Source organism: Kitasatospora sp. NPDC051914, assembly GCF_040680995.1.
Classification (GTDB): domain Bacteria; phylum Actinomycetota; class Actinomycetes; order Streptomycetales; family Streptomycetaceae; genus Kitasatospora.
The window spans coordinates 107,553-133,542 of the sequence record NZ_JBFAXX010000013.1; the positions used below are offsets into that span (position 1 = coordinate 107,553).

The window sequence follows — 25,990 nt, forward strand, 5'->3', positions numbered from 1 at the left end:
AGGGTCAGCGCTCCGCGGTGCCGTCCGCGGCACCGGGCTGCGGGGCGGTGTCGGGGGCGTCGGCGGGCTGTTCCGGGATGAGCCGGTAGCCGACGCCGCGGACGGCCTCGACCAGGCCGGGCAGGCCGAGCTTGGTGCGCAGCGAGCCGATGTGCACCTCCAGGGTGCGGCCGTTGCCCTCCCAGCCGCTGCGCCAGACCTCGCTGAAGATCTGCTCGCGGCGGTAGACGACGCCGGGGCTCTGCGCGAGGAGGGCGAGCAGGTCGAACTCCTTGCGGGTGAGCGGGACGTCGCGGCCGTGCACGCTGACCCGGCGGCGTTCGCGGTCGATGACGATCCCGCGGGACTCCAGCGGGCCGCCGGCCGGCTCGGCCGTGCCGGCGGGGGTCGCGGGCAGGCCGCGGCGGGCGACGGCGTGGATGCGGGCGAGCAGTTCGCCCATGTCGTACGGCTTGGTGATGTAGTCGTCCGCGCCGAGGTTGAGGCCGTGGATGCGGGAGCGGATGTCGGCGCGGGCGGTGACCATGATCACCGGTACGCCGCTGCCCGCCCTGATCCGGCTGCACACCTCGAAGCCGTCCCGGTCGGGCAGCCCGAGGTCGAGCAGCACCACCCGGAACGGATCGTTGCCGTCGGGAACGAGGGCGTCCAGCGCCTCGTGCCCGCTGCGCGCGTGCTTGACCTGGAAGCCGTGCCGGCCCAGGACAGCGGTGAGCGCGGCGGCGACGCGGTCGTCGTCCTCGACGAGCAGCAGTCGCATCCGGTACCTCCTTTTTTTCTCCCGTTGCCGCACGGGCCTGTCCGGCCAGTGTGCCGGGCTCCCGGCCGCACCGGTACGGCCGCGCGGTTCGGAGTATTGTGCCGTTCGCCGCAGGGGCCGCGGTACCACCGGCCCAAACGGGCCCGGACGGCCGTCCGCCGCGGACGCGCCGCGAGCTCGCGGCAGGACCTCCGCACCCCCTTCCGGGGGGCAGTGCCCGAGCTGCCGGGGGCTCCCGCGGAACCGTCCCGGAGCTGCCGCGATCCCGGGTGCACGGCACGCGGGCCGCCGGCCCCGGCCGGTGGCGGGAGGGGCCGCCGGACCGGCAGCGGCACGGGGAACAGGGCCCCGGCACGGCTCCGAGCAGGGCACCGGCGGAATGCGTGGCCGGATCGTGATCCTCAAGTTCCGCTCAGATCGACTGACATGGCATCGTCGGGGCTCCTATGGTCTGCCCACCGGGGGCTGCGGGCTCCGCCGGCTCCGGCCCCCGGCACCAACTTGCATCACCAGCACTGCGTCCCAAGGGAGTTCGCCCTGGGTCAGAGACGAGGAGCGCGCGCGATGACCGAGAAAGCCGTCACCGATGCCGTGGCCGGCCAGGCTCCGCTGGTGGTGCTGGACAAGGTCAACAAGCACTACGGCGCGCTCCACGTGCTCCAGGACATCGATCTGAGCATCCGCCAGGGCGAGGTCGTGGTGCTGATCGGCCCGTCCGGCTCGGGCAAGTCGACGCTCTGCCGGACGATCAACCGACTGGAGACGATCGACTCGGGCACCATCACCCTCGACGGCCAGCCGCTGCCCGCCGAGGGCAAGGAGCTGGCCCGGCTGCGCGCCGAGGTGGGCATGGTGTTCCAGAGCTTCAACCTGTTCGCGCACAAGACGGTGCTGGAGAACGTCGTCCTCGCCCAGGTGAAGGTGCGCAAGGTGCCGCGTGCGGAGGCCGAGGCCACCGCCCGCACCCTGCTGGAGCGGGTCGGTGTCGGCGCGCAGGCCGACAAGTACCCGGCGCAGCTCTCCGGCGGCCAGCAGCAGCGCGTGGCGATCGCCCGCGCGCTGGCGATGAAGCCGAAGGTGATGCTCTTCGACGAGCCCACCTCCGCGCTCGACCCGGAGATGGTCACCGAGGTGCTGGAGGTCATGCGCCAACTGGCCGCCGACGGCATGACGATGGTCGTGGTCACGCACGAGATGGGCTTCGCCCGCTCCGCGGCCAACCGGGTGCTGTTCATGGCGGACGGCCGGATCGTCGAGGAGAACAACCCCGACGCGTTCTTCACCGCCCCGCGGACGGACCGAGCCAAGGACTTCCTGTCCAAAATCCTCAGCCACTGAGCAGACCGGCGCCCCAGCGCGCCGATCAGTAACGGCCGGGCCCGACGGGGTGCCCGGCCGCAGTCACGGAAGGTCCCGCCCAGCGCCCCGGTCGTCCGGTGGCCACAACCGAGGAGAGCCAACCCTCATGAGGACTCGTCGCACCATCGCCGCCGCCCTGTCGGTGCTCGCGCTGACCGCCGTCGCCGCCTGCGGCAAGGAGGGCTCGCCGGCCGCCGGCTCCGACGCCGCCGCCCCGACGCTGCCCACCTACGCCGTCAACAAGTCCGCGAACCTGGAGGGTTCGCCGGTCTGGAAGGCTGCCAAGGCCAAGGGCAAGCTCACCATCGGCGCCAAGGCGGACCAGCCGTTCCTCGGCTTCGAGGACCTGACCACCAACACCCGCAACGGCTTCGACATCGAGATCGCCAAGATGATCGCCGCCGACCTCGGCTTCTCGCCCGACCAGATCACCTGGAAGACCGTCGTGTCGGCCAACCGCGAGACGGAGATCAAGGGCGGCGGCCTCGACTACTACGTCGGCACCTACAGCATCAACGACAAGCGCAAGGCCGACGTCTCCTTCGCCGGCCCGTACTACATCGCCGGCCAGGACCTGCTGGTGAAGAAGGACAACACCGACATCACCGGCCCGGAGTCGGTCAAGGGCAAGAACGTCTGCTCGGTCACCGGCTCCACCTCGGTGAAGCAGATCGAGAAGTACGTCGGCGAGGGCAAGAAGGTCGTCCAGTACGACACCTACGCCCAGTGCGTGGAGAAGGTGCTGACCGGCGAGGTCGACGCGGTCACCACCGACGACGCGATCCTCAAGGGCTTCGGCGCCAAGAACGCCGGCAAGCTCAAGGTGGTCGGCAAGACCTTCTCCACCGAGAAGTACGGCGTGGGCCTGAACCACGACGACAAGGTGCTGCGGGACGCCATCAACAACGCGCTGAAGGCCCACCAGGACAACGGCGACTGGAAGAAGGCCTACGACGCGACCCTCGGCCTGTCGGGCGCGGCCGCTCCGGCCGTCCCGGCGCTGGAGCGCTACTGAGTCGGGCGCTGACCGACTGAACCGACACTGAGAGGAGGGCCGCCGGCGTGGGCATACTGTTCGAGGACGACAATTTCGCACTCTTCCGCGACGGTTTTCTGCAGACGATCGAGCTGAGCGCGGTGAGCGCACTGTTCGCGCTGCTGCTCGGCACCGTGCTGGCGGCCTTCCGGGTCTCCCCGGTCCCGGCGCTGCGGGTGTTCGGCACCGTATGGGTGAACACCTTCCGGAACACCCCGCTGACCCTGCTGTTCTTCGTGGCGTTCTTCGCGCTGCCGCGGCTGGACGCGCACTTCGACGCCTTCACCTTCGCGGTGATCGCGCTGAGCTCGTACACCGGCGCGTTCGTCTGCGAGGTGCTGCGCTCGGGCATCAACACCGTGCCGTTCGGCCAGGCCGAGGCGGCCCGCAGCCTGGGCATGACCTTCGGCCAGACGCTCGGCAGCATCGTGCTCCCGCAGGCGGCCCGGACCGTGCTGCCGCCCATGAGCAGTGTCTTCATCGCCCTGCCCAGGAACTCGGCGATCGCCGGCGCGTTCAACAACGCCGAGCTCTACAACCTGCAGGCGACACTCACCGACAAGGGGTACGCCATCTTCGGGATCTTCTTCTGGGTGGCACTGGCGTACCTGCTGCTCAGCTTCACCATCGGCGGAGTGTTCCGTCTCCTGGAGACCCGCCTGGCGGTGGTCCGATGAGCACCCGCACCGCCACCGCGTCCGTCCTCTACGACACCCCCGGCCCCAAGGCCCGCCTGCGCTACCGGCTGTTCGGCATCGCCTCGCTGCTCGGCATCGCCGGGCTGCTCTGGTACTCGTACGCCAAGCTCGCCGACGCCGGACAGTTCGACGCCGAGCTGTGGGACCCGTTCCTGTACGCGACCGTCCAGGAGCGCATCCTCAACGGCATGCTGGCCACCCTCAAGGCCTTCGCCCTGGCCGGCGTGCTCTCGATCGTGCTGGGCGGGCTGCTGGCCGTCGGCCGGCTCTCCGATCACAAGCCGGTGCGCACCGTGTGCACCGTCGTGGTGCAGTTCTTCCGGGCCATGCCGCTGCTCATCATGATCTTCGCGCTGTACCGCGGGGTCTTCGCCTCGGAGCCGATGGCGGCCCTCGTCCTCGGACTCACCCTCTACAACGGAGCCGTCCAGGCCGAGATCATCCGCACCGGCATCCTCGCGGTGCCGCGCGGTCAGGGCGAGGCCGCGTACGCGCTGGGTCTGCGCAAGAACCAGACGATGCGGCTGGTCCTGCTGCCGCAGGCCGTCAAGGCCATGCTCCCGGCCATCATCGGCCAGCTGGTGGTGACCCTCAAGGACACCTCGCTCGGCTTCATCATCACCTACCCCGAGCTGCTCTACGCCGGCAAGCTGATCGCCAGCAACTCGCCCGGGTACCCGTACATCCCGATGATCATCGTGATAGGCACGCTCTACATCGGCCTGTGCCTGGCGCTCACCGCCCTCGCGAAGTGGCTCGAGGCGCGTGGCCGCCGCGGCGCGAACCGGCGCACACCTGCTGCTGCTTGACGGCAACCCCGGTGATCTGTTGCATTGCTGTTCGTGACACCACCAGGGACCACCCGCGCGGCACATGCTGATCCCGCACGCCCGGAGGTCCCCTCGTGGATCCGGTGATCGTGGTCGGGGCCGGGCCGGTGGGGCTGTCCACAGCCCTGGCACTGGCCCGGCACGAGGTGCCCAGCATCGTCCTCGACGAGGGTGCGGGCCTGTGCCCGGAGAGCCCCCGGACGGTCGTCCTCGGCGCCGACACCACCGCCCTGCTCGAACGGCTCGGCTACAGCAGGGCCGCCTCCGACGCGGCCCGCTGGGACGCCTTCACCGTATGGCGCCGCCGCGCCGAGGTCCTGCGCATCCCGCTCGGCGAGGAGCCGGTGCTGCACCTCGCGCAGCACCGGCTGCAGCGCGGCCTGCGCGACGCCGTCACCGCGACCCCGCTGATCCAGCTCGTCCCGCTCACCCGCGTCGTCGAGCTCGAACAGGACCGGGACGGCGTCGGCGTCCGCACCACCGGCACCCGGGACGGCGCCGCCACCTGGTGGCGCGGCAGCCACCTGGTCGGCTGCGACGGCGCCCGCTCCACCGTCCGCAAACTGCTGAAGATCCGTTTCCCCGGGCGCCCGGCCGTCGACCGCCACGCGGTCGCCACCGTCCGGGTCGACCTGCCCTTCCCCGGCGAGGCCCGGCTGCACCGCGAACCCCCGTGGCGCGGCGACCGCGAGGCCTCCGCCCGCCCGCTCCCCGACGGCCTCTGGCGCCTCGACTGGCGGCTGCCCCCCGGCCGCCCCGCCCCCACCGAGCCGGTCGACCCGCACGCCACCTGGCCCGGCATCGTCACCGGCGACACCCTGCTCACCCGGGTCAAGTCCGCCCTCGCCGGCTGGTGCGGCGAACTCCCCACGTACGAACTGCTCGCCGCCGCCGACCACACCGCCCAGCAGCGGCTCGCCGCCCGCTTCCGCTCCGGCCGCTGCTTCCTCGCCGGCGACGCCGCCCACCTGCACGGCGCCCTCGGCATGCAGAACCTCGTCGACGGCCTGCGCGACGCCGACAACCTCGCCTGGCGACTCGCCCTCGCCTGGCACCGCCAGGCCGGCGGCCCGCAGAACGGCGAAGCCGTGCTGGACGGCTACGAGGCCGAACGCCGCGGCGCCGTCGGCGCCCGGCTGCGCGCCGTCGACCAGACCATGCCGCTGCTGCGCCCGCTGCGCGGCTGGCAGCAGACCCGGCGCTCGCTGTTCACCGGCTCCTTCCGCAAGCACGCCCCGCTGCTCGCCGACGGCCAGCTCGGCACCGGACGCTTCGGCGGCGCCCCCGCCTACCCGACCGCCCCGGCCGGGGAGGCCGGCCGGGTGCCCGTCCCGCGCGGACCGGGCCGCGGCACCACGCTCACCGAGCTGCTGCCCGCAACCGCCCCCGGCGTCCAGGTCCCCGACCTGCCGGTGGTCACCACCGAGGGCACCCCCGACCGGCTGCGCGCCCGGCTCGGCCTGGGCTTCCTGCTGGTGCTGGTCGCCCCCGGCACCGCCGTCTGGTCCTCCCGGCACTGGCTGGGCGCCGGCCTGATGCCCCGGCTCACCGAGGTCGCCGCCGCCCTGCCCGTCCCCGCCGAGGTGCTGGTCACCGAGGAGTACCCGGGGGCGGAGCCGCACACCGTGCTGCTGGTGCGTCCGGACGGGCACCTGGTCGGCACCACCCAGGGCTGCCGCGCCGACGAGCTGCACAGCCTCGCCGACGCCGCCCGCGGCGGGCCGGCCCCGCTCACCGCGGGCACGGCCAAGGACGCGGGGCGGGCCGGTGCGGAGCGCTCGGGCACGGCGCAGGAGGCGGCCGTCCACCGGCCGGGCGGGCCGGCCGGCCATGACGTGCAGGCACCGCGGGAGGACGCCGCCCGGGACAGCGCCGCACGGCGCTGACCGGCGCCCACCGGACCGCCGACCGGCCGTCACACCACCGCGGCGGCCCGGCTCAGCGGGCGAACTCGGTCGCCCGGCTCTCCCGCACCACGGTGATCCGTATCTGGCCCGGGTAGGTCAGTTCCTCGCGCACCTGGCGGGCGACCTCCCGGGCGATCGTCTGGGCCTGCAGGTCGTCCACCTTCTCCGGCTGGACCATCACCCGCACCTCCCGCCCGGCCTGCATCGCGAAGACCTTGGACACGCCGTCGTGCGAGCGGGCGATCTCCTCCAGCCGCTCCAGCCGCCGGACGTACGCCTCCAGCGACTCCCGGCGGGCGCCCGGGCGGCCGCCGGAGCAGGCGTCGGCGGCCTGGGTGAGCACCGCCTCCACGGTCTTCGGCTCGACCTCCCCGTGGTGCGCCTCGATGGCGTGCACCACCTCCGCGGACTCGCCGTGCCGGCGGGCGAACTCGGCCCCGATCGCGGCATGGCTGCCGGGCAGCTCGTGGCTGAGCGCCTTGCCGATGTCGTGCAGCAGCGCCGAACGCTTCACCAGCTCCCGGTCGACGCCGAGTTCGGCCGCCATCATGCCGGCGATGTGCGCCGACTCCACCAGGTGCCCGAGCACGTTCTGCCCGTACGAGGTGCGGTAGCGCAGGGTGCCGAGGGTCCGGACGAGCTCGGGCTCCATGCCGTCGAGCTGCACCGCGAGCAGGGCGTCCTCGCCGGCGCGGACGCAGAGGCGCTCGACCTCGGCGCGGCTGCGCTCGTGGACCTCCTCGATCCGCAGCGGGTTGATCCGGCCGTCCGCGGTGAGCGCCTCCAGGGTGAGCCGGGCGGCCTCCCGGCGCACCGGGTCGAAGCAGGAGAGCTGGACGAGCTCGGGGGTGTCGTCGACGATCAGGTTGACGCCGGTGACCGCCTCGAAGGCGCGGATGTTGCGGCCCTCGCGGCCGATCACCCGTCCCTTCATGTCCTCGTTGGGCAGCTTGAAGGAGGCGACCACGGTCTCGGCGGTGTGTTCGGCCGCCAGCCGCTGGATCGAGCCGGCGATGATCTCCCGGGCCCGCTGGTCGCCCTCGGTCTTCGCCCGGCGCTCGATCTCCCGGACGGTCACGGCGGCCTCGCGGCGGGCCTCGCCCTCGACGGTGCGGACGAGTTCCTCCCGGGCGCGGGCGGCGGTCAGCCCGGCGGCCGCCTCCAGGGCGAGGCGGCGGTCCGCCTCCAGTTCGGCGAGGCCGGTGCGGGAGCGCTCCAGTTCGGCGGCGCGGCGGTCGAGTTCGTCCTCCTGGGCGCGCAGCCGGCGCAGTTCCTCGGTCAGCCGCTCCTCGCGGCGGTCGAGTTCGGCGCGGAGCTGGGCGGCCTGGGTCTCGGCCCAGCCGCGGGCGCGCTCGGCCTCCCCTACGGCGCGGCGCTGGGCGGCCTGCAGGCGGCGGATCATCAGCCAGGTGAGCGCCAGGACGAGGCAGAGTACGCCGGTCAGCAGCAGCGACGCGACCGATCCGGTGCCCATCGCGATCCTCATGCCGGCCCCAATCCCCGTCCCTGCGCGCTGTGTCGATGCGGCGGTGAGGGAACTGCCGGGGACCGGGGGTGACACGCGGAACCGACTCCGACCGATCCTGCGCACGGCTGCCCGTAGCGCGATCGAAGTGATCCCTCACTGCTTGCGAGGCTAAGCGCAGGTTACGAAACGGTCAAGATGCGATCGAGAGTTGATGCCGATGACTGATGATCCGTCACCATTCCTCGCCGAGGCCTTCACTCTCCTCCCCCAGCGCCTCCCGGACGACGCGGTGGGCGAGACCCTCCGAGTAGCCGCGGCGGGCCAGCATGGCGATCAGGCGCCGGGTGCGGATCTGCGGCTCCAGGCCGCGGGTGGTGCGGAGCTTCCGGTCGACCAGGGCGCGGGCGGCCTCCGCCTCGTCGTCGTGGTCCACCCTGGCCAGTGCCTGCTCCACGAGGTCGCCGGAGACGCCGCGGGTGCGCAGCTCCTGGGCGAGGGCGCGGCGGGCCAGCCCGCGGTGGGCGTGCCGGGCGTCCACCCAGGCCGCGGCGAACGCGGCGTCGTCGATCAGGCCGACCTCCTCGTAGCGGGAGAGCACTTCCTCGGCGACCTCGTCGGGAATCTCGCGCTTGCGCAGGGCGTCGGCCAGTTGCTTGCGGGTGCGGGAGCTGCCGGTGAGCAGGCGCAGGCAGATGTCCCGGGCCCGGGAGGCCGGGTCGGTCTCCTCCTCGGCCCGGCGCGCGGCTCCGCCCTCGGTACGCTCGGCCCGGGTGCGGCGGCGCCCGCCGGGGCGGGCCGGCGGCTCGCTGCCGCGGCCACCCCGGCCGCGCGGCGGGAGGGGCTCGCCGGCGAGGTCGTCCTCACCGGGGAGGCCGCCCTCCTCGGGCGTGAGCGCGCTGCGCCGCCGGCGGCGGCCGGTGGGCAGGGCGGAGGCGGTGCGCAGGCCTGGCACGTCGGCGAGGCCCGGCGCAGCGGCGTCGTCCTCGCCTTCGGTCCGGGCCGGTTGGAAGACTTCCGGCTCCTCGTCCTCGGGGAGGGCGACGGCTGCGAACCAGTCGGGAGGGCCGGCGTCATCGGGCTCGGCGGCGGGTGCGGCCGAGCCCGATGGGCGGTCGGGGATGTGCATCGGCGGATCAGGCCTTGGCGGCGGCCGCCGTCTTCTTGGCGGCGGTCTTGGTGGCCGGTGCCGGTGCCTCGGCGGCGGGCGCCGCGGCGGCGGCCGGCTCCTCGACCTTGGGGCCGATGCCGAGCTTGCCCTTGATCTTCCGCTCGATCTCGTCGGCGAGCTGCGGGTTGTCGCGCAGGAAGTTGCGGGCGTTCTCCTTGCCCTGGCCGAGCTGGTCGCCCTCGTAGGTGTACCAGGCGCCGGACTTGCGGATGAAGCCGTGCTCGACGCCCATGTCGATCAGGCCGCCCTCGCGGCTGATGCCGACGCCGTAGAGGATGTCGAACTCGGCCTGCTTGAACGGGGCGGCGACCTTGTTCTTGACGATCTTGACGCGGGTGCGGTTGCCGACCGCCTCGGTGCCGTCCTTCAGGGTCTCGATGCGGCGGATGTCCAGGCGCACCGAGGCGTAGAACTTCAGCGCCCGACCACCGGTCGTGGTCTCCGGGGAGCCGAACATGACGCCGATCTTCTCGCGCAGCTGGTTGATGAAGATGGCGGTGGTGTTCGACTGGTTGAGCGCACCGGCGATCTTGCGCAGGGCCTGGCTCATGAGCCGGGCCTGCAGGCCGACGTGCGAGTCGCCCATCTCGCCCTCGATCTCGGCGCGCGGGACGAGGGCCGCGACGGAGTCGATGATCACCAGGTCGATCGCGCCGGAGCGGATCAGCATGTCGGTGATCTCCAGGGCCTGCTCGCCGGTGTCCGGCTGGCTGACCAGCAGGGCGTCGGTGTCGACGCCGAGCTTCTTGGCGTACTCGGGGTCGAGGGCGTGCTCGGCGTCGACGAAGGCGACGGTGCCGCCGGCCTTCTGGGCGTTGGCCGCCAGGTGCAGGGTCAGCGTGGTCTTGCCGGAGGACTCGGGGCCGTAGATCTCGATCACTCGGCCGCGCGGGATGCCGCCGACACCGAGGGCGACGTCCAGCGCGGTGGAGCCGGTCGGGATCACGTCGATGGGCTCGTTGGCCTTCTCGCCCAGGCGCATCACCGAGCCCTTGCCGAACTGTCGCTCGATCTGGGCGAGTGCCGTCTCGAGCGCCTTCTCCTTGTCCGTACCTGCCATGGCTTCCACCCTCGGGTTCTGTGCTGTGCGCTTCATCGTCCTTGACGCTAGCGCGTCCCACCGACAATCGGCCCGGACCGGGCCACGCCTGTGGAAAACTCGCCGCTGCCGAGTATAGAGAACAACCGTTCGAATTCCGCGACTCCTCCTACTGCGGTCCTCCGTCCCGGTCCCGACCTGCGGATTCGTCCGAAGATCCGCTCCGCATCATGCGCCGCAGACGGCGCGCGGCCTGCCGCCTGCGCTCCCGGCGCTCCTTGCGCTCCTCGCCGCGGTCGATCCGCGGGTCGGTGGTCACCTCGTAGCGGCGCACGTAGGTGCCGACGAATCCCTGCAGGGTGGCCGCCGCCGGGATCGCGATCAGGGCGCCGACCGCGCCGAGCAGCGCCGCCCCGGCGATCACCGAGCCGAAGGCCACCGCGGGGTGCACGTCCACCGTCCGCGCGGTGATCCTCGGGTGCAGCAGGTAGTTCTCGATCTGCTGGTACACGATGACGAAGGCGAGCGCCCACACCGCGTCCACCGGCTGCCCGGTCAGCGCGACCAGCACCGGCAGCGCGCCCGCGATGTAGGTGCCGATGGTCGGCACGAACTGCGACATCACGCCGACCCACACCGCCAGCGCGGCCGCGTACGGCAGGCCGATGATCTGGAACACCAGCCAGTGCGCGAGGGTGGAGATCATCGCCAGCAGCGCCCGGGAGTAGAGGTAGCCGCCGGTCTTGGCCAGCGCGATCTCCCAGGCCCGCAGCACCTCGGCCTGCTTCGCGGGCGGCAGCAGCGAGCAGACGGTGCGGCGCACCCGCGGGCCGTCGGCGGTGAAGTAGAAGCTGAACAGGCCGACGGTGAAGAACTGGAACAGGCCGCCGATGACGGTGCTGGAGACGCCCCAGACGTTGCCGGCCGCCTGCTGGGCGTACTTCTCGACGGTGCCCGAGTCCTTGAGCACCCGCCGCTGGAGCTCGTCCAGCGAGAGATCCTGGTGGAACGTCCGGTTGATCCAGCCGATCAGGTTCTCCAGCAGGTGCGGCAACTCCCCGGCGACCCGGGTGACCTGGTCGACCAGCAGGGTGCCGAGGGCGGCGAGGAAGCCGGCCACGGCGACGACCACCGCGATGAACACCAGGAAGGTGCCGAGACCGCGGCGCACGCCGCGGGCCGCCATCCGGTCCACCGCCGGCTCCATCGCCAGCGACAGGAAGAAGGCCACGATCAGCATCACGAACAGGTCGATCAGCTGGTGGAAGGCCCAGTCCGCGAGCTGGAACACGCCGACCAGCACCAGCGCGAGCACCATGGCCTTCGGCAGCCAGCGCGGCATGGCGCCGCCCCGCAACTGGGGTCTGCGGGCGGCCGCGGGGCCGGTGGCGGGCCGGGTGCTGTGGGGTTCGGCGGGTTCGGGTGCCGGACGGCGGCTCTCCGGGCTGTCGGGCTCTCGGCTGCTTTCCACCCGCCCAGTCTCGCCCATCGGACGGACGGCGGGCCCCCTCCCGGGCGGGCCGGTGGCTCAGCGCAGCTGCGCGGAGACCCCCTGGTTCAGGCAGACCACCCGCCAGACGTCCTTGGCCTCCCACCCGGAGTCCAGGGCCTGGTGCACCGTGCGGCCGCCGAGCTCGCTCATCACGTGGTCCCGCGCGAACGACTCCGCGTACGCCTCGCCGAAGTGCTCGTTCATCCGTCGCCAGAACTCGGTCAGCCTCATGCGCCCAGTATCCCCGACCGCAACGGCGCCGGGACGTGCCTCCGAGGGCCCCGGGCCGACCCGGGCCGAGGCCCGCTCCTACGGCAGCGCCAGCACGCCGGCGCCGTAGAAGCGCCGGTCACCGCAGGTGTCGGGGCCGGGCGGGCAGTTGGCGGCGGCGGCCTCGGCGAGGTGCGCGGTGATCTCCTGCGACCCCCAGCCCGGGTGTTCGGCGGCGACCACCGCGACGGCGCCGGTGACGTGGGCGGCGGCCATCGAGGTGCCGGCCAGCGCGGCGTAGCGGTCGCCGGGCCAGTCGGAGACGACCGCGCCCTCGGGGCCGCCGTCGGGGTCGCCGCCGGGTGCGGCCAGCGAGACCCGGCCGAGGCCGTAGTTGGTGTAGCCGGCCGGCGCTCCGGAGCGGTCCACGGCGCTGACGGTGACCACGCCGGGCAGTTCGCCGGGGAGGCGGATGCACTCGGTGCCGAGGTAGCGGTCCTGGGCCGGTCCGGAGGTGCGGTCGTTGGGGCTGCGCCGGTCGATCCGGTCGGCCTGGAGGTCCTGGCCGTCGTTGCCGGCCGAGGCGACCACGACGGAACCGCGGCTCTGCGCGTAGGCGACGGCCCGGGCGACGGCCCGGGTGAGTGCGGCCTGGTCCGGGTCCTCGGGGCAGTTGTACTTCCACGGGTCGGCGAAGTAGCTGTCGTTGATCGCCCGGGCGCCGTGGTCGGCGGCCCAGAGCATCCCGCAGACGATGTTCTCGGCGTAGTACTGGCCGAGCGGGCCGAGCAGGCGGACGGCCGCGATCCGCACCCCGGGGGCGACGCCGGTCACGCCGTGGCCGTCCCGGGCGGCGCCGACGATCCCGGCGACGTGCGTGCCGTGGCCGCTCTCGGAGACCCCCTCGTCGGGCCGCCAGGCGCCGTAGCGGGCGTCGGGCCGGCCGTCGGCGCAGGAGACGGAGGCGCTCGGGTCGACGGCGTCGCGCAGGTCCGGATGGGTGTCGTCGACCCCGGAGTCGAGCACCGCGACGAGCACGCCGCCCAGTGCGGCCGGGGTGGGCGCGAGCGGGGTGCCGGACCGGTCCGAGGCGCTGCGCAGCAGGGCGGAGGAGGCGGGGAGCGGGTCGGCGGCGCCGATCATGGCGAGGTTCCAGTCGTCCTCCTCGCGCGGGTCGGAGAGGTTGCCCTCGGTGGCGTCGGAGGCGGGTGCGCCCTCCTGGCTGCGGCGGAAGTCGGCGCCGGTGAGCGGGCCGGGCGGACTGGGGACGGTGGCGGTGCGGGTGGCGCCGACGGCGGCTATCCCGGGCTTGGTGCGCAGCCGCTGGGCGAAGCCGCCGGTGGCGTAGGCGAGCACGGCGCCGATCTGCGGGTAGCCCTGGACGACGCGGCCGCCGGCGGCCCGGGCCTGTTCGGCGGCGTGCTCGGCGCCCTCGGCGTCCTGCCGGTCGGCGAGCACCAGGTAGCTGAGGTAGGAGCGGTCGGGCCCGGAGACGTACGGGACGGCGCCGCCGACGATCAGGGCGACGAGCAGCATGGCCAGGATGAGTTCGAGGAACCGGCGGCGTCCGCGGGACGTGTGCTCGGCGGCCGGGGTGCCCGGTTCCATCGCGGCCTCCGCTCGTCCGTCCGGACCGGGGCCGCAGCGCCCGTGGCGGTGCCGGCTCCGGACAGCATCAGCTCCGGAAAGTGTGACTGAATCTTCACCATATGAGTGGAATGTCGGATTCTGCCCGCCGGGCTGCGGCAGACGGACGGCCCGTCGGTGGAAGCGGCCTGTCAGTGGCAGCGGGCACCATGGGGGCATGGCGCAGCACAGCACCGCGGACGCCCTCGACGGCTTCGCCCCGGCGACCAGGGCGTGGTTCACCGGTGCCTTCGCCGCGCCGACCGCCGCCCAGTCCGAGGCGTGGGCGGCGATCCGCCGGCAGACCGACGTCCTGGTCGTCGCCCCCACCGGCTCGGGCAAGACCCTGGCGGCCTTCCTCTCCGCACTGGACAGGCTCGCCGCCACCCCGCCCCCGGCCGACCCGAAGCGCCGCTGCCGGGTGCTCTACATCTCGCCGCTGAAGGCCCTCGCGGTGGACGTCGAGCGCAATCTGCGCGCCCCGCTCGCCGGCCTGCGCCAGGCCGCCGTCCGGCTGGGCCTGCCCGAGCCGGAGATCGAGGTCGGCATCCGCTCCGGCGACACCCCGGCCGCCGACCGGCGCCGCTTCGCCGGCCACCCGCCGGACATCCTGATCACCACGCCCGAGTCGCTGTTCCTGCTGCTCACCTCGGCCGCCAGGGACGCACTGCGCGGCATCGACACGGTGATCCTCGACGAGGTGCACGCGGTCGCCGACACCAAGCGCGGCGCCCACCTGGCGCTCAGCCTGGAGCGGCTGGACGCCCTGCTCGACGCGCCCGCCCGCCGGATCGGCCTGTCCGCCACCGTCCGCCCGGTCGAGGAGGTGGCCCGCTTCCTCAGCCCGCAGCGCGGCGCCACGGTCGTCCAGCCGCCCGCCGCCAAGGAGTTCGACCTCTCGGTGGTCGTCCCGGTCGCCGACCTCGACGAGCTGCCCGCCGCCACCGACGACGACCCGGCGCGGCAGGCCTCGATCTGGCCGCACGTCGAGGAGCGGATCGTCGACCTCGTCCAGGCGCACCGCTCGACCATCGTCTTCGCCAACTCCCGCCGGCTCGCCGAGCGCCTGTGCAACCGGCTGAACGAGATCGCCCACGAGCGCGCCACCGGCGAGGCCCTGCCGGACGCGCACGCCCCGGCGCAGCTCATGGGCGGCTCCGGCGGCGCGGCCGGCGCCCCCGCCCTGCTCGCCCGCGCCCACCACGGCTCCGTCTCCAAGGAGCAGCGCGCCCAGGTCGAGGAGGACCTCAAGGCCGGGCGGCTGCCCGCCGTGGTCGCCACCTCCAGCCTGGAGCTCGGCATCGACATGGGCGCCGTCGAGCTGGTCGTCCAGGTCGAGTCGCCGCCCTCGGTCGCCTCCGGCCTGCAGCGCGTCGGCCGGGCCGGCCACCAGGTCGGCGCGGTCTCCACCGGCGTCGTCTTCCCGAAGTACCGCGGCGACCTGCTGCAGTCCGCCGTGGTCACCGAGCGGATGCGCAGCGGCCGGATCGAGGCGCTGCGCGTCCCGCGCAACCCGCTGGACGTGCTGGCCCAGCAGCTCGTCGCGATCACCGCGCTCGACGGCTGGCAGGTCGACGAGCTGCTCGCCCTCGTCCGCCGCGCCGCGCCCTTCGCGACCCTCCCGCAGTCCGCGTTCGACGGCGTCCTCGACATGCTCGCCGGGCGGTACCCGTCCGACGCCTTCGCCGAGCTGCGCCCCCGCGTGGTCTGGGACCGCGTGGCCGGCACCGTGACCGGCCGGCCCGGCGCCCAGCGGCTCGCCGTCACCTCCGGCGGCACCATCCCCGACCGCGGCCTGTTCGGCGTCTTCATCGCCGGCACCACCGGCGCCGGTTCGAAGGCGGGCAAGAAGGGCGGCGGCCGGGTCGGCGAGCTCGACGAGGAGATGGTCTACGAGTCCCGCGTCGGCGACGTCTTCACCCTGGGCACCACCTCCTGGCGGATCGAGGACATCACCCACGACAAGGTCCTGGTCACCCCCGCCCCCGGCGTGCCCGGCCGGCTGCCGTTCTGGAAGGGCGACACCCTCGGCCGTCCGCTGGAGCTCGGCCGCGCCGTCGGCGCCTTCGTCCGCGAACTCGGCGCCCTCACCCCCGAACAGGCCGCCGAGCGGCTGAAGGCCGCCGGGCTCGACGGCTGGGCCGCGGGCAACCTGCTCACCTACCTCGCCGAGCAGCGCACCGCCTGCGGCCACCTGCCGGACGACCGCACCATCGTCGTCGAGCGCTTCCGCGACGAGCTCGGCGACTGGCGGATCGTCGTCCACTCCCCCTTCGGCGCCCAGGTGCACGCGCCCTGGGCGCTCGCCCTCGGCGCCCGGCTGCGCGAGAAGCACGGCCTCGACCCGCAGGTCATGCACGCCGACGACGGCATCGTGCTGCGCCTGCCCGACGCCGACCTCCTCGACTTCCCCTCCCCCGACCGGCCGCCCGCCGACGAGGCCCCGGTCGGCGCGGACGCCGCCCTCTTCGACCCCGGCGAGATCGAGCAGCTGGTCACCGACCAGGTCGGCGGCTCGGCCCTGTTCGCCTCCCGCTTCCGCGAGTGCGCCGGGCGGGCCCTGCTGCTGCCCCGCCGCAGCCCCGGCCGCCGCACCCCGCTCTGGCAGCAGCGCCAGCGCGCCTCCCAGCTGCTGGAGGTCGCCTCCGAGTACGGCTCGTTCCCGATCGTGCTGGAGGCCGTCCGCGAGTGCCTGCAGGACGTCTTCGACGTGCCCGGCCTGGTCGAGCTGATGGGGGACCTCGAGTCCCGCGCCGTCCGCCTGGTCGAGGTCACCACCCCCGAGCCCTCCCCGTTCGCCCGCTCCCTGCTGTTCGGCTACGTCGCCCAGTTCCTCTACGAGGGCGACTCCCCGCTCGCCGAGCGCCGCGCCGCCGCCCTCTCCCTCGACTCCCGGCTGCTCTCCGAGCTCCTCGGCCAGGCCGAGCTCCGCGAGCTGCTCGACCCCCAGGTCCTCGCCGACCTGGAGGCCGAACTCCAGCGCCTCACCCCCGAGCGCCGGATCAAGGACGCCGAGGGCGTCGCCGACGCGCTCCGCCTGCTCGGCCCGCTCTCCGAGGCCGAGCTCACCGCCCGCGGCGCCGAACCGCTCTGGGCCCTGGAGCTGGAGGCCGCCCGCCGGGCCATCCAGGTCCGCCTCGGAGGCGAGCAGCGCTGGGCCACGATCGAGGACGCCGGACGGCTGCGCGACGCCATCGGCACCCCGCTGCCGGTCGGCGTGCCGGAGGCCTTCACCGAACCGGTCAAGGACCCGCTCGGCGACCTGCTGGCCCGCTACGCCCGCACCCACGGCCCGTTCACCGCCGCCGAGGCCGCTACCCGCTTCGGCCTGGGCACCGCCGTCGTCACCGGCACCCTGCACCGGCTCACCGCCGCCGGCCGCCTGGTGCAGGGCGAGTTCCGCCCGGTCGAGGGCCACACCGCCACCGTCGAGTGGTGCGACACCGAGGTGCTGCGCCGGCTGCGCCGCCGCTCACTGGCCGCGCTGCGCCAGGAGGTCGAGCCGGTGCCGCCGCGCGCCATGGCGGCCTTCCTCCCGCAGTGGCAGCACCTGGCCGGCCACCGGCTGCGCGGCATCGACGGCCTCTACCGGGTGGTCGAGCAGCTCCAGGGCACCGCCCTGCCCGCCTCCGCGCTGGAGAAGCTCGTCCTCCCGGCCCGGCTCTCCGACTACTCCCCCGAAATGCTGAACGAGCTGATGGTGGCCGGCGAGATCGGCTGGGCCGGCGCCGGGGCACTGCCCGGCAAGGACGGCTGGATCAGCCTCCACCTCGCCGAGAACGCCCACCTGCTGCGCCCCGAACCGGTGCCGCCCGCGCTCACCCCCGTCCACACCGATCTGCTGGAGGCCCTCGCCGGCGGCTACGGCCTGCTCTTCCGCCAGCTCGCCGACCGGCAGCCGGACACCCCCGAGAGCGCCCTCGTCGAGGCCCTGTGGGACCTCGTCTGGGCCGGGTACGTCACCAACGACTCGCTGGCCCCGCTGCGCGCGCTGCTCGGCTCCGGCCGGACCGCGGGCTCCACCGCCCACCGCGCCCCGCGGGCCACCCCGCGCGGCCGCTACGGCGGTGCCGGGCGGGCCTTCGGCAGCCGCCGCCCCGGCCCGCCGACCGCGGCCGGCCGCTGGTCGCTGCTGCCCGAGCCGTCCGCCGAGGCCACCACCCGGGCCGCCGCGCAGGCGCAGAGCCTGCTGGACCGGCACGGCGTCCTCACCCGCGGCACCGTCACCGCCGAGCGCGTCCCCGGCGGCTTCGCCGGCGTCTACCGGGTGCTCTCCGCCTTCGAGGAGCGAGGCAAGGCCCGCCGCGGCTACTTCGTGGAGGGCCTCGGCGGCGCCCAGTTCGCCATGGACGGCGCCGCCGACCGGCTCCGCTCGGTCAGCGGACGCCTGGAGCGGGCCGGCGCCCAGGGCTGGACGTCCGGCACCACTGCCGCCGAGCAGCCCGAGGCGCTGGTACTCGCCGCCGCCGACCCGGCCAACGCGTACGGCGCCGCACTGGACTGGCCCGAGCCCCCGGGGGCCGCCACCGCGGGCGGCGCCGCCCACCGCCCCGGGCGCAAGGCGGGCGCCCTGGTCGTCCTGGTCGACGGCGAGCTGGTGCTCTACGTGGAGCGCGGCGGCAAGTCGCTGCTCTGCTGGGCCGAGGGCGAGGTGCTGCAGGCGGCGGCAGGGGCGCTCGCCAGGGCCGCCCGGGAGGGGGCCCTGGGCACCGTCACGGTGGAGCGCGCCAACGGCGAAGGGGTGCTCACCTCGCCCCTCGGGCGGGTGCTGGAGGAGGCGGGCTTCCATCCCACCACGCGGGGCTACCGGCTGCGCCCCTGATCCGTGCCGGCCGGCAGCTGCGGGCTCTCCTCCCCGGCGTCCCCCGTCCGGCGGGGCGGGCGCCGGGCGGGGCCGGTCAGCCGGCGGTCGGCGTGCACGGGCAGCAGGCCGAGACCCCAGCCGCCCGCGGCGAGTATGCCGAGCGCCGTGCCGCCGCCGCCCCGGCCGGGCCCGAACAGCCACCAGCCGGCGGCCGCACACAGCAGGACGGCCGGGCCGACCCACCCGAGGTGGGCCGACCCGGCCGTCCTGACGAGCACACCGGCTCGTCCCGTTCCAACTCTGCGCACCGCGGCCTCCTTCTCTCGCTCCCCGGGGGGAGGGCGAGGTCCGGTCAGGCCGCGACCACGTCCATGGCTGCTGCCTTGGGCACGGTCGTACCGGCCCGATCGACACCGGGGGCCGGCAGCGGAACCGGTTCGAGGACCGGCCTCAGCAGATCACCCTCCGAGAGGGTGGCCATCGCCGCAAGTTCGGCGAGGGACAGCTCGTCGCTGACCTCGCGCATGACCTCGGACATCCGGACATCGAGCGCGTCGCAGATGGCGGAGAGCAGCTCGGAGGACGCCTCCTTCTGCCCCCGCTCCACCTCGGAGAGGTAGCCGAGCGAAACCCTGGCGGCCGCCGACACCTCGCGGAGTGTGCGGCCCTGGCGCTGGCGCTGCCGACGCAGCACATCGCCCAGCAGGCGACGGAGCAGGATCATCGGTGCCTCCCTCCTCGGACTGCGGATCGAGATGTCACGCCCCCACCGTACCGCCTTGTCCGCATCGCGTGCGGGGACCGGGGTCGTGTTCACTCTGGGCTGCAAGGCTGTCCCCCTCCCGTTCTGTGCCCCGCCCGGGCGTTGGTCGTGGCTGTTTCGGGCCGGTGGACCGGCCAGACGATCGGTCGACTGGCTAGGTTCTGCCCGCCCGGGGCCGGTGATGTAACACGATCCTCCAGCTCGGGCGGTGGATTCAGAGATTTCAGGAAACCTCAGCGCGACGGACCGTCACTCGCTAGGGACTGGAGCAGCAGCTCGAGGGCGGCTCCCACCGTCGTGCGACGGATGATTGCACGTTGCCCTGACAACACCCGGGAGACGGCCCGTGTTCCTGTCGGTCCGGCGAAACCGATGTGCACGGTGCCGACCGGTCGGCCGTCCTGCGGCTCGGGGCCGGCCACCCCGGTGGTGGCGAGGCCGTAGGTGGCGCCCAGCAGGGTCCGTACGCCGTCGGCCATCTGGCGGGCCACCACCGGATGCACCGGGCCGTGGACGGCCAGGAGGCCTTCGTCCACCCCGAGGACGGAGGCCTTGAGGTCGGTGGCGTAGGCGGTGACGGAGCCTCGGAAAGTGGCGGACGCGCCGGGGACGTCCACCAGGGTGGCGGCCAGCAGACCACCGGTCAGCGACTCGGCGACGGCGACGGTGGCGCCGCGGCCGCGCAGTGCGGCGTGCACCTGCTCGGCGAGCGCCCGGTCGGCGCGGCCGGCCGGGTCCGCCTCGGCCGGCGGCGCGGGCGGGGCGCTCATCGGGCGGCCCCCTGCCCGGCGGCCCGCTCCTTGGCGAGGCCCTCGCGGCGCAGCCGGATCGCCTGTCCGACGTAGTCCAGGCCGGTGCCGACGGTGAGCAGCACGGCGACGCCCATCACCACGGCGCGGGCGGTGGCCAGCGGCCCGGTCAGCACGAGGACGTACATGCCGACCGCGATGCCCTGGGTGAGGGTCTTGAGCTTGCCGCCGCGGCTGGCCGGGATGACGGCGTAGCGGATGACCCAGAAGCGCATCAGGGTGATGCCCAGCTCGCGGGCCAGGATGACCGCGGTGATCCACCAGGGCAGGTCGCCGAGGACCGAGAGGCCGATCAGCGCCGCACCCATGATCGCCTTGTCGGCGATCGGGTCGGCGATCTTGCCGAAGTCGGTGATCAGGCCCTTGCGGCGGGCGAGCTCGCCGTCGAAGACGTCGGTGATCATCGCGATGGCGAAGGAGGCCCAGGCCACCGAGCGCCACTTGGGGTCGTGCCCGCCGTCCGCGAACAGCAGCAGCACGAACACCGGCACCAGCAGCAGGCGGAGCATCGTCAGGACGTTGGCGATGTTCCAGACGCCCGGCTGCGGCGACGGCGCGGCCCCGGGGCGGCCGGGCGGGGCCGCGGTCGGGGCGCCGGGCCCCTTGGTCACGCGTCCGCTCCTGGCGCGGCGCCGACGACCTCGGCGACCAGGTCGACGCCCTCGGTGGCGACCACCACGGCCCGGTAGTACCGGCCGGCCTCGGCGTCGTCCGCGCCGAGCAGGGTGGTCAGGCCGTCGGTCTCGGGGGCCTGGTGGGCGGCGCGGCCCTCGACGGTGCCGTCCTCGACGGACTCGACGAGCACCAGCACCTCGCTGCCGATCCGCTCCTCGGCGCGCTGGGCGGTGATCTCCTCGGCGAGCCGGGAGAGCCGGGCGAGGCGGTCGGCGACGACGTCCTCGGGCAGCTTGCCGTCGAGCGTGGCGGCCTCGGTGCCGTCCTCGTCGGAGTAGCCGAAGACGCCGATGGCGTCGAGCCGGGCACTCGCGACGAACCGCTCCAGCTCGGCGAAGTCCGCCTCGGTCTCGCCGGGGAAGCCGACGATGAAGTTGGACCGGGCGCCGGCCTCGGGGGCCTTGGCGCGGATGCCCTCCAGCAGTTCCAGGAACTGGTCGGTGGAGCCGAAGCGGCGCATCCGCCGGAGCACCGCGGGGGCGGAGTGCTGGAAGGACAGGTCGAAGTACGGCACGACCTTGTCGATCGAGGTCATCGCGTCGATCAGGCCGGGCCGCATCTCGGCCGGCTGGAGGTAGCTGACCCGGACGCGCTCGATCCCGTCGATGTCGGCGATCTCGGCGAGCAGCGTCTCCAGCAGCCGGATGTCGCCGAGGTCCTTGCCGTAGGAGGTGTTGTTCTCGCTGACCAGGACGACCTCGGTGACGCCCTGCTCGGCCAGCCACCGGGCCTCGTTCAGCACGTCGGACGGGCGGCGCGAGACGAAGGAGCCGCGGAAGGCCGGGATGGCGCAGAAGGAGCACCGCCGGTCGCAGCCGGAGGCCAGCTTGATCGAGGCGACCGGGCTGTCGTCGAGCCGCTTGCGCAGGGTGCGCGGGCCGGAGGCCGGGGCGACGCCGTCCGGGAGGTCCTCGGGGCTGCCGTGGCCGGGCAGGGCGACCTCGGCGGCGGCGGCCTGGCGCTCGACCGGGGTGAGCGGGAGCAGCTTGCGGCGGTCGCGCGGGGTGTGGGCCTCGACGTGCCCGCCGGCCAGGATGGTCTGCAGCCGGCCGGAGATGTCGGTGTAGTCGTCGAAGCCGAGCACGCCGTCGGCCTCTGGGAGCGCGTCGGCGAGTTCCTTGCCGTACCGCTCGGCCATGCAGCCGACCGCGACGACGGCCTGGGTGCGGCCGTGGCCCTTGAGGTCGTTGGCCTCCAGCAGGGCGTCGACGGAGTCCTTCTTGGCGGCCTCCACGAAGCCGCAGGTGTTGACGACGGCGACGTCGGCGTCGGCGGCGTCGTCGACCAGCAGCCAGCCGTCCGCCTCCAGCCGCCCGGCGAGTTCCTCGGAGTCCACCTCGTTGCGGGCGCATCCGAGCGTGACAAGGGCGACAGTACGGCGTTCAGGCATGACGCCAAGATTAACGCGCGGCCCCCGGTGCCGTTCGCCCCGGAGGCCGTGCGCGCCGTTCCCGCTGGTCCGGGTCAGCCTGCCTGCGGGTCTCCGGGGGTGTACGTGACGTGCACCACCTGGCCGTCGGCGCCGGCCGGACCGAGGTCCTTGCCGTTGACGTACACGTGCACGGCGCCGGCGTTGCCGAGCACCAGGCTGATCTGCTTGGGGTCGGTGAAGGTCTGGTCCTGGCCGGCCTCGAGGTTGTTGCCGAACAGTGGCTTGCCCTTGCCGTCCTTGGCGGAGACCCAGCTGGTGCCCTTCTCGGCGACCAGCTTCACGGTGACCTTGTCGGCGGGGGCCGCGGCGATCGGGGCGAGGCTGGGGGCGGGGACGGGCGGCTGGGCGGAGGGGGAGGCGGAGGCGGACGCGCTCGCCAGCGGGGAGCTGGCGGTGCCGGCCGCCGGGGTGTTGGAGCGGCCGCCGAACAGGTTGAAGCCGATCAGGCCGACCACGGCGAGGATGGCGACCACCATCGGCGTCGTCCAGTTCGGCCGGCGGTGGTCGGTGACCTTGATCGGGGTGGTCTCGATCAGCTGGGTGGGGCGGCGGTCGGCCGGGGCGCCGCCGTGCGCGGCGTCGTAGCGGGCGACGAGCTCGTCGCCGTCGACGCCGACCGCGCGGGCCAGCGCCCGGATGTGGCCGCGGGCGTAGAAGTCGCCGCCGCAGCGGGAGAAGTCGTCCTGCTCGATGGCGTGCACGATCGGCACGCGGACACGGGTGGTCGAGCTCACCTGATCGACGGTCAGCCCGGCGTCGATGCGGGCGACGGTGAGTACACGACCGATGCTCGGAAGTTCGGGGGCGGGCTGGTCCGCCCCCTGCGCCGGCTGCCCCGGTTCGTTCCGGGACGTGCGGGCGGAGGGCCGGCTGCTGCCACGGTCGGGGGACTTGCCGATGGTCACTGGACGCGCCTTTCGAGCGTTGGCCACCTGCTGAGAGAACAGTCTAGGGGCGGGGGTGGAACGAATCTCAAGCGGAATAGGCCCGAACGTGGGCGGCTTGCCGACCGCGCCTGACGGCAGGTCAGCGCAGGCCGGGCGCACAATTCGTCCCCGCCCCGATAGGGACGCGCCGACTACTCGGCGCGGTTCCCCCTACTTATCACATTCCTCCGAACGAGTGAGAAGTGGCTCACCCACGGAGTGTCAGCAGGACACCGTCCAGCTCGTCCGGTTTCACCAGCACGTCACGTGCCTTGGAGCCCTCGCTGGGGCCGACGATGCCCCGGGACTCCATCAGGTCCATCAGCCGGCCCGCCTTGGCGAAGCCGACCCGCAGCTTGCGCTGGAGCATCGAGGTCGAGCCGAACTGGGTGGAGACCACCAGCTCCGCGGCCTGGATGAGCAGGTCCAGGTCGTCGCCGATCTCCTCGTCGATCTCCTTCTTCGGCCCGCCGGCGACGGTGACGTCGTCCCGGTAGACCGCGGACATCTGGTCCTTGCAGTGCTGGACGACCTTGGCGATCTCCGCCTCGGTGACGTACGCGCCCTGCATGCGGACCGGCTTGGAGGCGCCCATCGGCAGGAAGAGCGCATCGCCCTTGCCGATCAGCTTCTCCGCACCGGGCTGGTCGAGGATGACCCGGGAGTCGGCCATCGCCGAGGTGGCGAACGCCAGTCGGGAGGGCACGTTGGCCTTGATCAGGCCGGTCACCACGTCCACCGAGGGCCGCTGGGTGGCGAGCACCAGGTGGATGCCGGCCGCGCGGGCCAGCTGGGTGATCCGGACGACCGAGTCCTCGACGTCCCGCGGGGCGACCATCATCAGGTCGGCCAGCTCGTCGACGATGACCAGCAGGTACGGATAGGGCGTCAGCTCGCGCTCGCTGCCGAGCGGCACCTTGAGCGCGCCGGAGCGCACCGCGGCGTTGAAGTCGTCGATGTGCCGGTAGCCGAAGGCGGCCAGGTCGTCGTAGCGCATGTCCATCTCGCGCACGACCCACTGCAGGGCCTCGGCGGCCCGCTTGGGGTTGGTGATGATCGGCGTGATCAGGTGCGGGATGCCCTCGTAGGCGGTCAGCTCGACGCGCTTGGGGTCGACCAGCACCATCCGCACCTCGTCCGGGGTGGCCCGGACGAGGACGGAGGTGATCAGGCAGTTGATGCACGAGGACTTGCCCGCGCCGGTCGCGCCGGCGACCAGCACGTGCGGCATCTTGGCGAGGTTGGCCGTCACCGTGTGGCCCTCGACGTCCTTGCCCATGCCGACGACCATCGGGTGGTCGTCCTCGGCGGCGGCGCGCGAGCGCAGCAGGTCGCCGAGGTTGACCATCTCCCGGTCCCGGTTGGGGATCTCCACGCCGACCGCGGACTTGCCGGGGATCGGGCTGATGATCCGCACGTCCGGGCTGGCGACGGCGTACGCGATGTTCTTGGCCAGTGCGGTGATCCGCTCGACCTTCACGGCCGGGCCGAGCTCGACCTCGTAGCGGGTGACCGTCGGGCCGCGGGTGAAGCCGGTGACCCGGGCGTCCACCTTGAACTCCGAGAAGACGCCGCTGAGCTGGGCGACCACCTCGTCGTTGAGCCGGGAGCGGGCCTTCGCCGGAGCGCCGTGCTCCAGCAGGTCGAGCGGCGGCAGGCTGTAGGTGACGTCCCCGGCGAGGCGGAGCTGCTCCATCCGCACCGGCGCCGGGCCGTGGCCGTCGGGCGCGCCCTCGGAGCGGGCGGCGGGCACCGCGGGCTCCTCCGGCGGGGCGGTGTTGTCCTTGACCTGGTGGAGCATGCTGGCGACGGCGGGCGAGCCCGGCACGCCGTACAGCAGGGCGCCGTCCAGGTCTGCGGCCACCCCGGCGGCCAGGTCGCGGGTCTCGTACGGATCCTTGACGAACAGGTCGGGGACGGCGGAGCCGAGTTCGGGCTCGTCGACCTTCTTGTGGCGGCGCCGGCGGCGGGGCTGCGCGTCCTCGTCGTCGATGGTGAACGGCAGGGCGTCGGGGTCGGCGTCCTCCGGCGGCTCGCTGGAGTGCTCGCGGGCGGATGCGCCCGCGGCGGGCCCGTCGGCGGCGCCGGCGAGCGCGGGCTCCACCACGCCAAGGCGCACGCCCAGGCCGCGCAGCCGCTCGGGGATCTTGTTGACCGGGGTGGCGGTCACCACCAGCAGGCCGAAGAAGGCGAGGAGCAGCAGCAGCGGCACCGCGAGCGGCGGGCCGGCCGCCGCCATCATCGGGGTGGAGGCGGCCCAGCCGACGATGCCGCCGGCCGACCGTATCCGCGACGCGCCGCTGGACATGACGGGCGCTCCGCAGCCGATGTGGACCAGGCCGAGGACGCCGACCACCAGGGCGGTCAGGCCGATCGCGATCCGGCCGTTGGCCTCCGGGACCTCCGGATGGCGCATCAGCCGGACGGCGACCGCGCCGAGCAGGAACGGCACCAGCACGTCGAGCCGGCCGAACAGCCCCGACACCACGTTGGTGGCGACCTCGCCCAGCCAGCCCTGCGGGCTGAACCAGGTGCCGGCAGCGGTGACCAGGGTGAGCGCGAGGAGGAGCAGCGCCACGCCGTCCTTGCGATGGGCAGGGTCCAGGTTGCGGGCGCCGTGGCCGAACCCGCGGAACAGTGCGCCGACGGAGTGCGCGATCCCCAGCCAGACGGCGCGGACGGCGCGGAAGAGTATCGGTCGCGGCGGCGCCGGGGCGGGCGCCGCGGCCTTCTTGGCGGGCGCCTTCTTCGCGGCGGCCTTGCGCGGTGCCGCGGGCGCGGCGGCGGCCTTCTTGGCCGGCGCCTTCTTGGCCGGCCCGGGCTTCCGGTTGCGTGCCTGGCTTCCGGGCGTACGTGTGGCCATGGCTCAGCAGCCTACCGGCGGGCGGCACCCCTGCACATGTGACCGAGGGAGAGCCACGGGGCGTGTCGCCGACGCGCTGTCACGGCGACGCGGCATCACCCGTGCGGGTGGGCGTGACGGGCGGT

At 73.8% G+C, this 25,990-nt stretch carries 20 protein-coding genes; 6 read left to right on the forward strand and 14 right to left on the reverse strand.

The features are described from left to right. Positions 1–4: 4 nt before the first annotated feature. Complete coding sequence (locus tag AB0M03_RS11425; RefSeq protein WP_363490957.1) at positions 5–760, reverse strand: response regulator transcription factor; 756 nt, start codon at positions 758–760, stop codon at positions 5–7. Positions 761–1,324: 564 nt separating this feature from the next. Between AB0M03_RS11425 and AB0M03_RS11430 the strand changes: the two genes are divergently transcribed. The 5 genes from AB0M03_RS11430 (at position 1,325) to AB0M03_RS11450 (ending at position 6,569) form a co-directional block, all read left to right on the forward strand. Next, positions 1,325–2,098: an amino acid ABC transporter ATP-binding protein gene (locus tag AB0M03_RS11430; RefSeq protein WP_363490959.1), complete on the forward strand. Its 774-nt coding sequence runs from the start codon at positions 1,325–1,327 to the stop codon at positions 2,096–2,098. 127 nt (positions 2,099–2,225) lie between these two features. Continuing rightward, positions 2,226–3,134 (forward strand): glutamate ABC transporter substrate-binding protein, encoded by a 909-nt coding sequence (locus AB0M03_RS11435; RefSeq protein ID WP_363490961.1) that lies wholly within the window; start codon positions 2,226–2,228, stop codon positions 3,132–3,134. A 47-nt stretch (positions 3,135–3,181) separates the two neighbouring features. Continuing rightward, on the forward strand, positions 3,182–3,832 hold the full coding sequence (locus AB0M03_RS11440; protein ID WP_363490963.1) for an amino acid ABC transporter permease: 651 nt from the start codon (positions 3,182–3,184) through the stop codon (positions 3,830–3,832). Then, positions 3,829–4,662, forward strand: a complete 834-nt coding sequence (locus AB0M03_RS11445; RefSeq protein WP_363490965.1) for an amino acid ABC transporter permease — start codon at positions 3,829–3,831, stop codon at positions 4,660–4,662. Before AB0M03_RS11440 ends, AB0M03_RS11445 begins: the two co-directional genes overlap by 4 nt. A 95-nt stretch (positions 4,663–4,757) precedes the next feature. Next, positions 4,758–6,569, forward strand: a complete 1,812-nt coding sequence (locus AB0M03_RS11450) for an FAD-dependent monooxygenase (protein ID WP_363490967.1) — start codon at positions 4,758–4,760, stop codon at positions 6,567–6,569. A gap of 52 nt (positions 6,570–6,621) precedes the next feature. On the opposite strand, the gene rny is transcribed toward AB0M03_RS11450, so the two are convergent. From rny to AB0M03_RS11480, 6 genes are all read right to left on the reverse strand, one after another. Beyond that, on the reverse strand, positions 6,622–8,076 hold the full coding sequence (gene rny, locus AB0M03_RS11455) for a ribonuclease Y (protein WP_363490969.1): 1,455 nt from the start codon (positions 8,074–8,076) through the stop codon (positions 6,622–6,624). A gap of 214 nt (positions 8,077–8,290) precedes the next feature. After that, positions 8,291–9,184, reverse strand: coding sequence for a regulatory protein RecX (locus tag AB0M03_RS11460; RefSeq protein ID WP_363490971.1), 894 nt, complete (start codon positions 9,182–9,184; stop codon positions 8,291–8,293). Between the two features lie 7 nt (positions 9,185–9,191). After that, positions 9,192–10,286 carry a recombinase RecA gene (recA, locus tag AB0M03_RS11465; protein ID WP_363490973.1) on the reverse strand — a complete coding sequence of 365 codons (1,095 nt, stop codon included), beginning with the start codon at positions 10,284–10,286 and terminating at the stop codon, positions 9,192–9,194. Positions 10,287–10,434: 148 nt separating this feature from the next. Beyond that, complete coding sequence (locus tag AB0M03_RS11470; protein ID WP_363490975.1) at positions 10,435–11,736, reverse strand: AI-2E family transporter; 1,302 nt, start codon at positions 11,734–11,736, stop codon at positions 10,435–10,437. Between the two features lie 57 nt (positions 11,737–11,793). Further along, positions 11,794–11,988, reverse strand: coding sequence for a DUF3046 domain-containing protein (locus AB0M03_RS11475; protein WP_363490977.1), 195 nt, complete (start codon positions 11,986–11,988; stop codon positions 11,794–11,796). A 78-nt stretch (positions 11,989–12,066) separates the two neighbouring features. After that, positions 12,067–13,575 carry a S8 family serine peptidase gene (locus AB0M03_RS11480; RefSeq protein ID WP_363490979.1) on the reverse strand — a complete coding sequence of 503 codons (1,509 nt, stop codon included), beginning with the start codon at positions 13,573–13,575 and terminating at the stop codon, positions 12,067–12,069. Positions 13,576–13,771: 196 nt separating this feature from the next. On the opposite strand from AB0M03_RS11480, the gene AB0M03_RS11485 reads away from it, so the two are divergent. Further along, positions 13,772–18,415: an ATP-dependent helicase gene (locus AB0M03_RS11485; RefSeq protein WP_363490981.1), complete on the forward strand. Its 4,644-nt coding sequence runs from the start codon at positions 13,772–13,774 to the stop codon at positions 18,413–18,415. Here AB0M03_RS11485 and AB0M03_RS11490 read toward each other — a convergent pair. The 7 genes from AB0M03_RS11490 to AB0M03_RS11520 form a co-directional block, all read right to left on the reverse strand. Beyond that, positions 18,397–18,705 (reverse strand): hypothetical protein, encoded by a 309-nt coding sequence (locus tag AB0M03_RS11490; RefSeq protein ID WP_363490983.1) that lies wholly within the window; start codon positions 18,703–18,705, stop codon positions 18,397–18,399. The genes AB0M03_RS11485 and AB0M03_RS11490 overlap by 19 nt on opposite strands. Positions 18,706–18,749: 44 nt before the next feature. Further along, positions 18,750–19,121 carry a helix-turn-helix transcriptional regulator gene (locus AB0M03_RS11495; protein ID WP_030272544.1) on the reverse strand — a complete coding sequence of 124 codons (372 nt, stop codon included), beginning with the start codon at positions 19,119–19,121 and terminating at the stop codon, positions 18,750–18,752. A 272-nt stretch (positions 19,122–19,393) separates the two neighbouring features. Next, positions 19,394–19,930, reverse strand: coding sequence for a CinA family protein (locus AB0M03_RS11500; protein ID WP_363490985.1), 537 nt, complete (start codon positions 19,928–19,930; stop codon positions 19,394–19,396). After that, positions 19,927–20,580: a CDP-diacylglycerol--glycerol-3-phosphate 3-phosphatidyltransferase gene (gene pgsA / locus AB0M03_RS11505; protein WP_363490987.1), complete on the reverse strand. Its 654-nt coding sequence runs from the start codon at positions 20,578–20,580 to the stop codon at positions 19,927–19,929. Before pgsA ends, AB0M03_RS11500 begins: the two co-directional genes overlap by 4 nt. Next, positions 20,577–22,034 (reverse strand): 30S ribosomal protein S12 methylthiotransferase RimO, encoded by a 1,458-nt coding sequence (gene rimO, locus AB0M03_RS11510; RefSeq protein WP_363490989.1) that lies wholly within the window; start codon positions 22,032–22,034, stop codon positions 20,577–20,579. Before rimO ends, pgsA begins: the two co-directional genes overlap by 4 nt. A gap of 74 nt (positions 22,035–22,108) precedes the next feature. Continuing rightward, the gene (locus AB0M03_RS11515) at positions 22,109–22,981 is read right to left on the reverse strand and encodes a RodZ domain-containing protein (protein ID WP_363490991.1); all 873 of its coding nucleotides are present in this window, start codon (positions 22,979–22,981) and stop codon (positions 22,109–22,111) included. Positions 22,982–23,210: 229 nt separating this feature from the next. Then, on the reverse strand, positions 23,211–25,865 hold the full coding sequence (locus AB0M03_RS11520) for a DNA translocase FtsK (protein WP_363490993.1): 2,655 nt from the start codon (positions 25,863–25,865) through the stop codon (positions 23,211–23,213). Between the last annotated feature and the right edge of the window lie 125 nt (positions 25,866–25,990).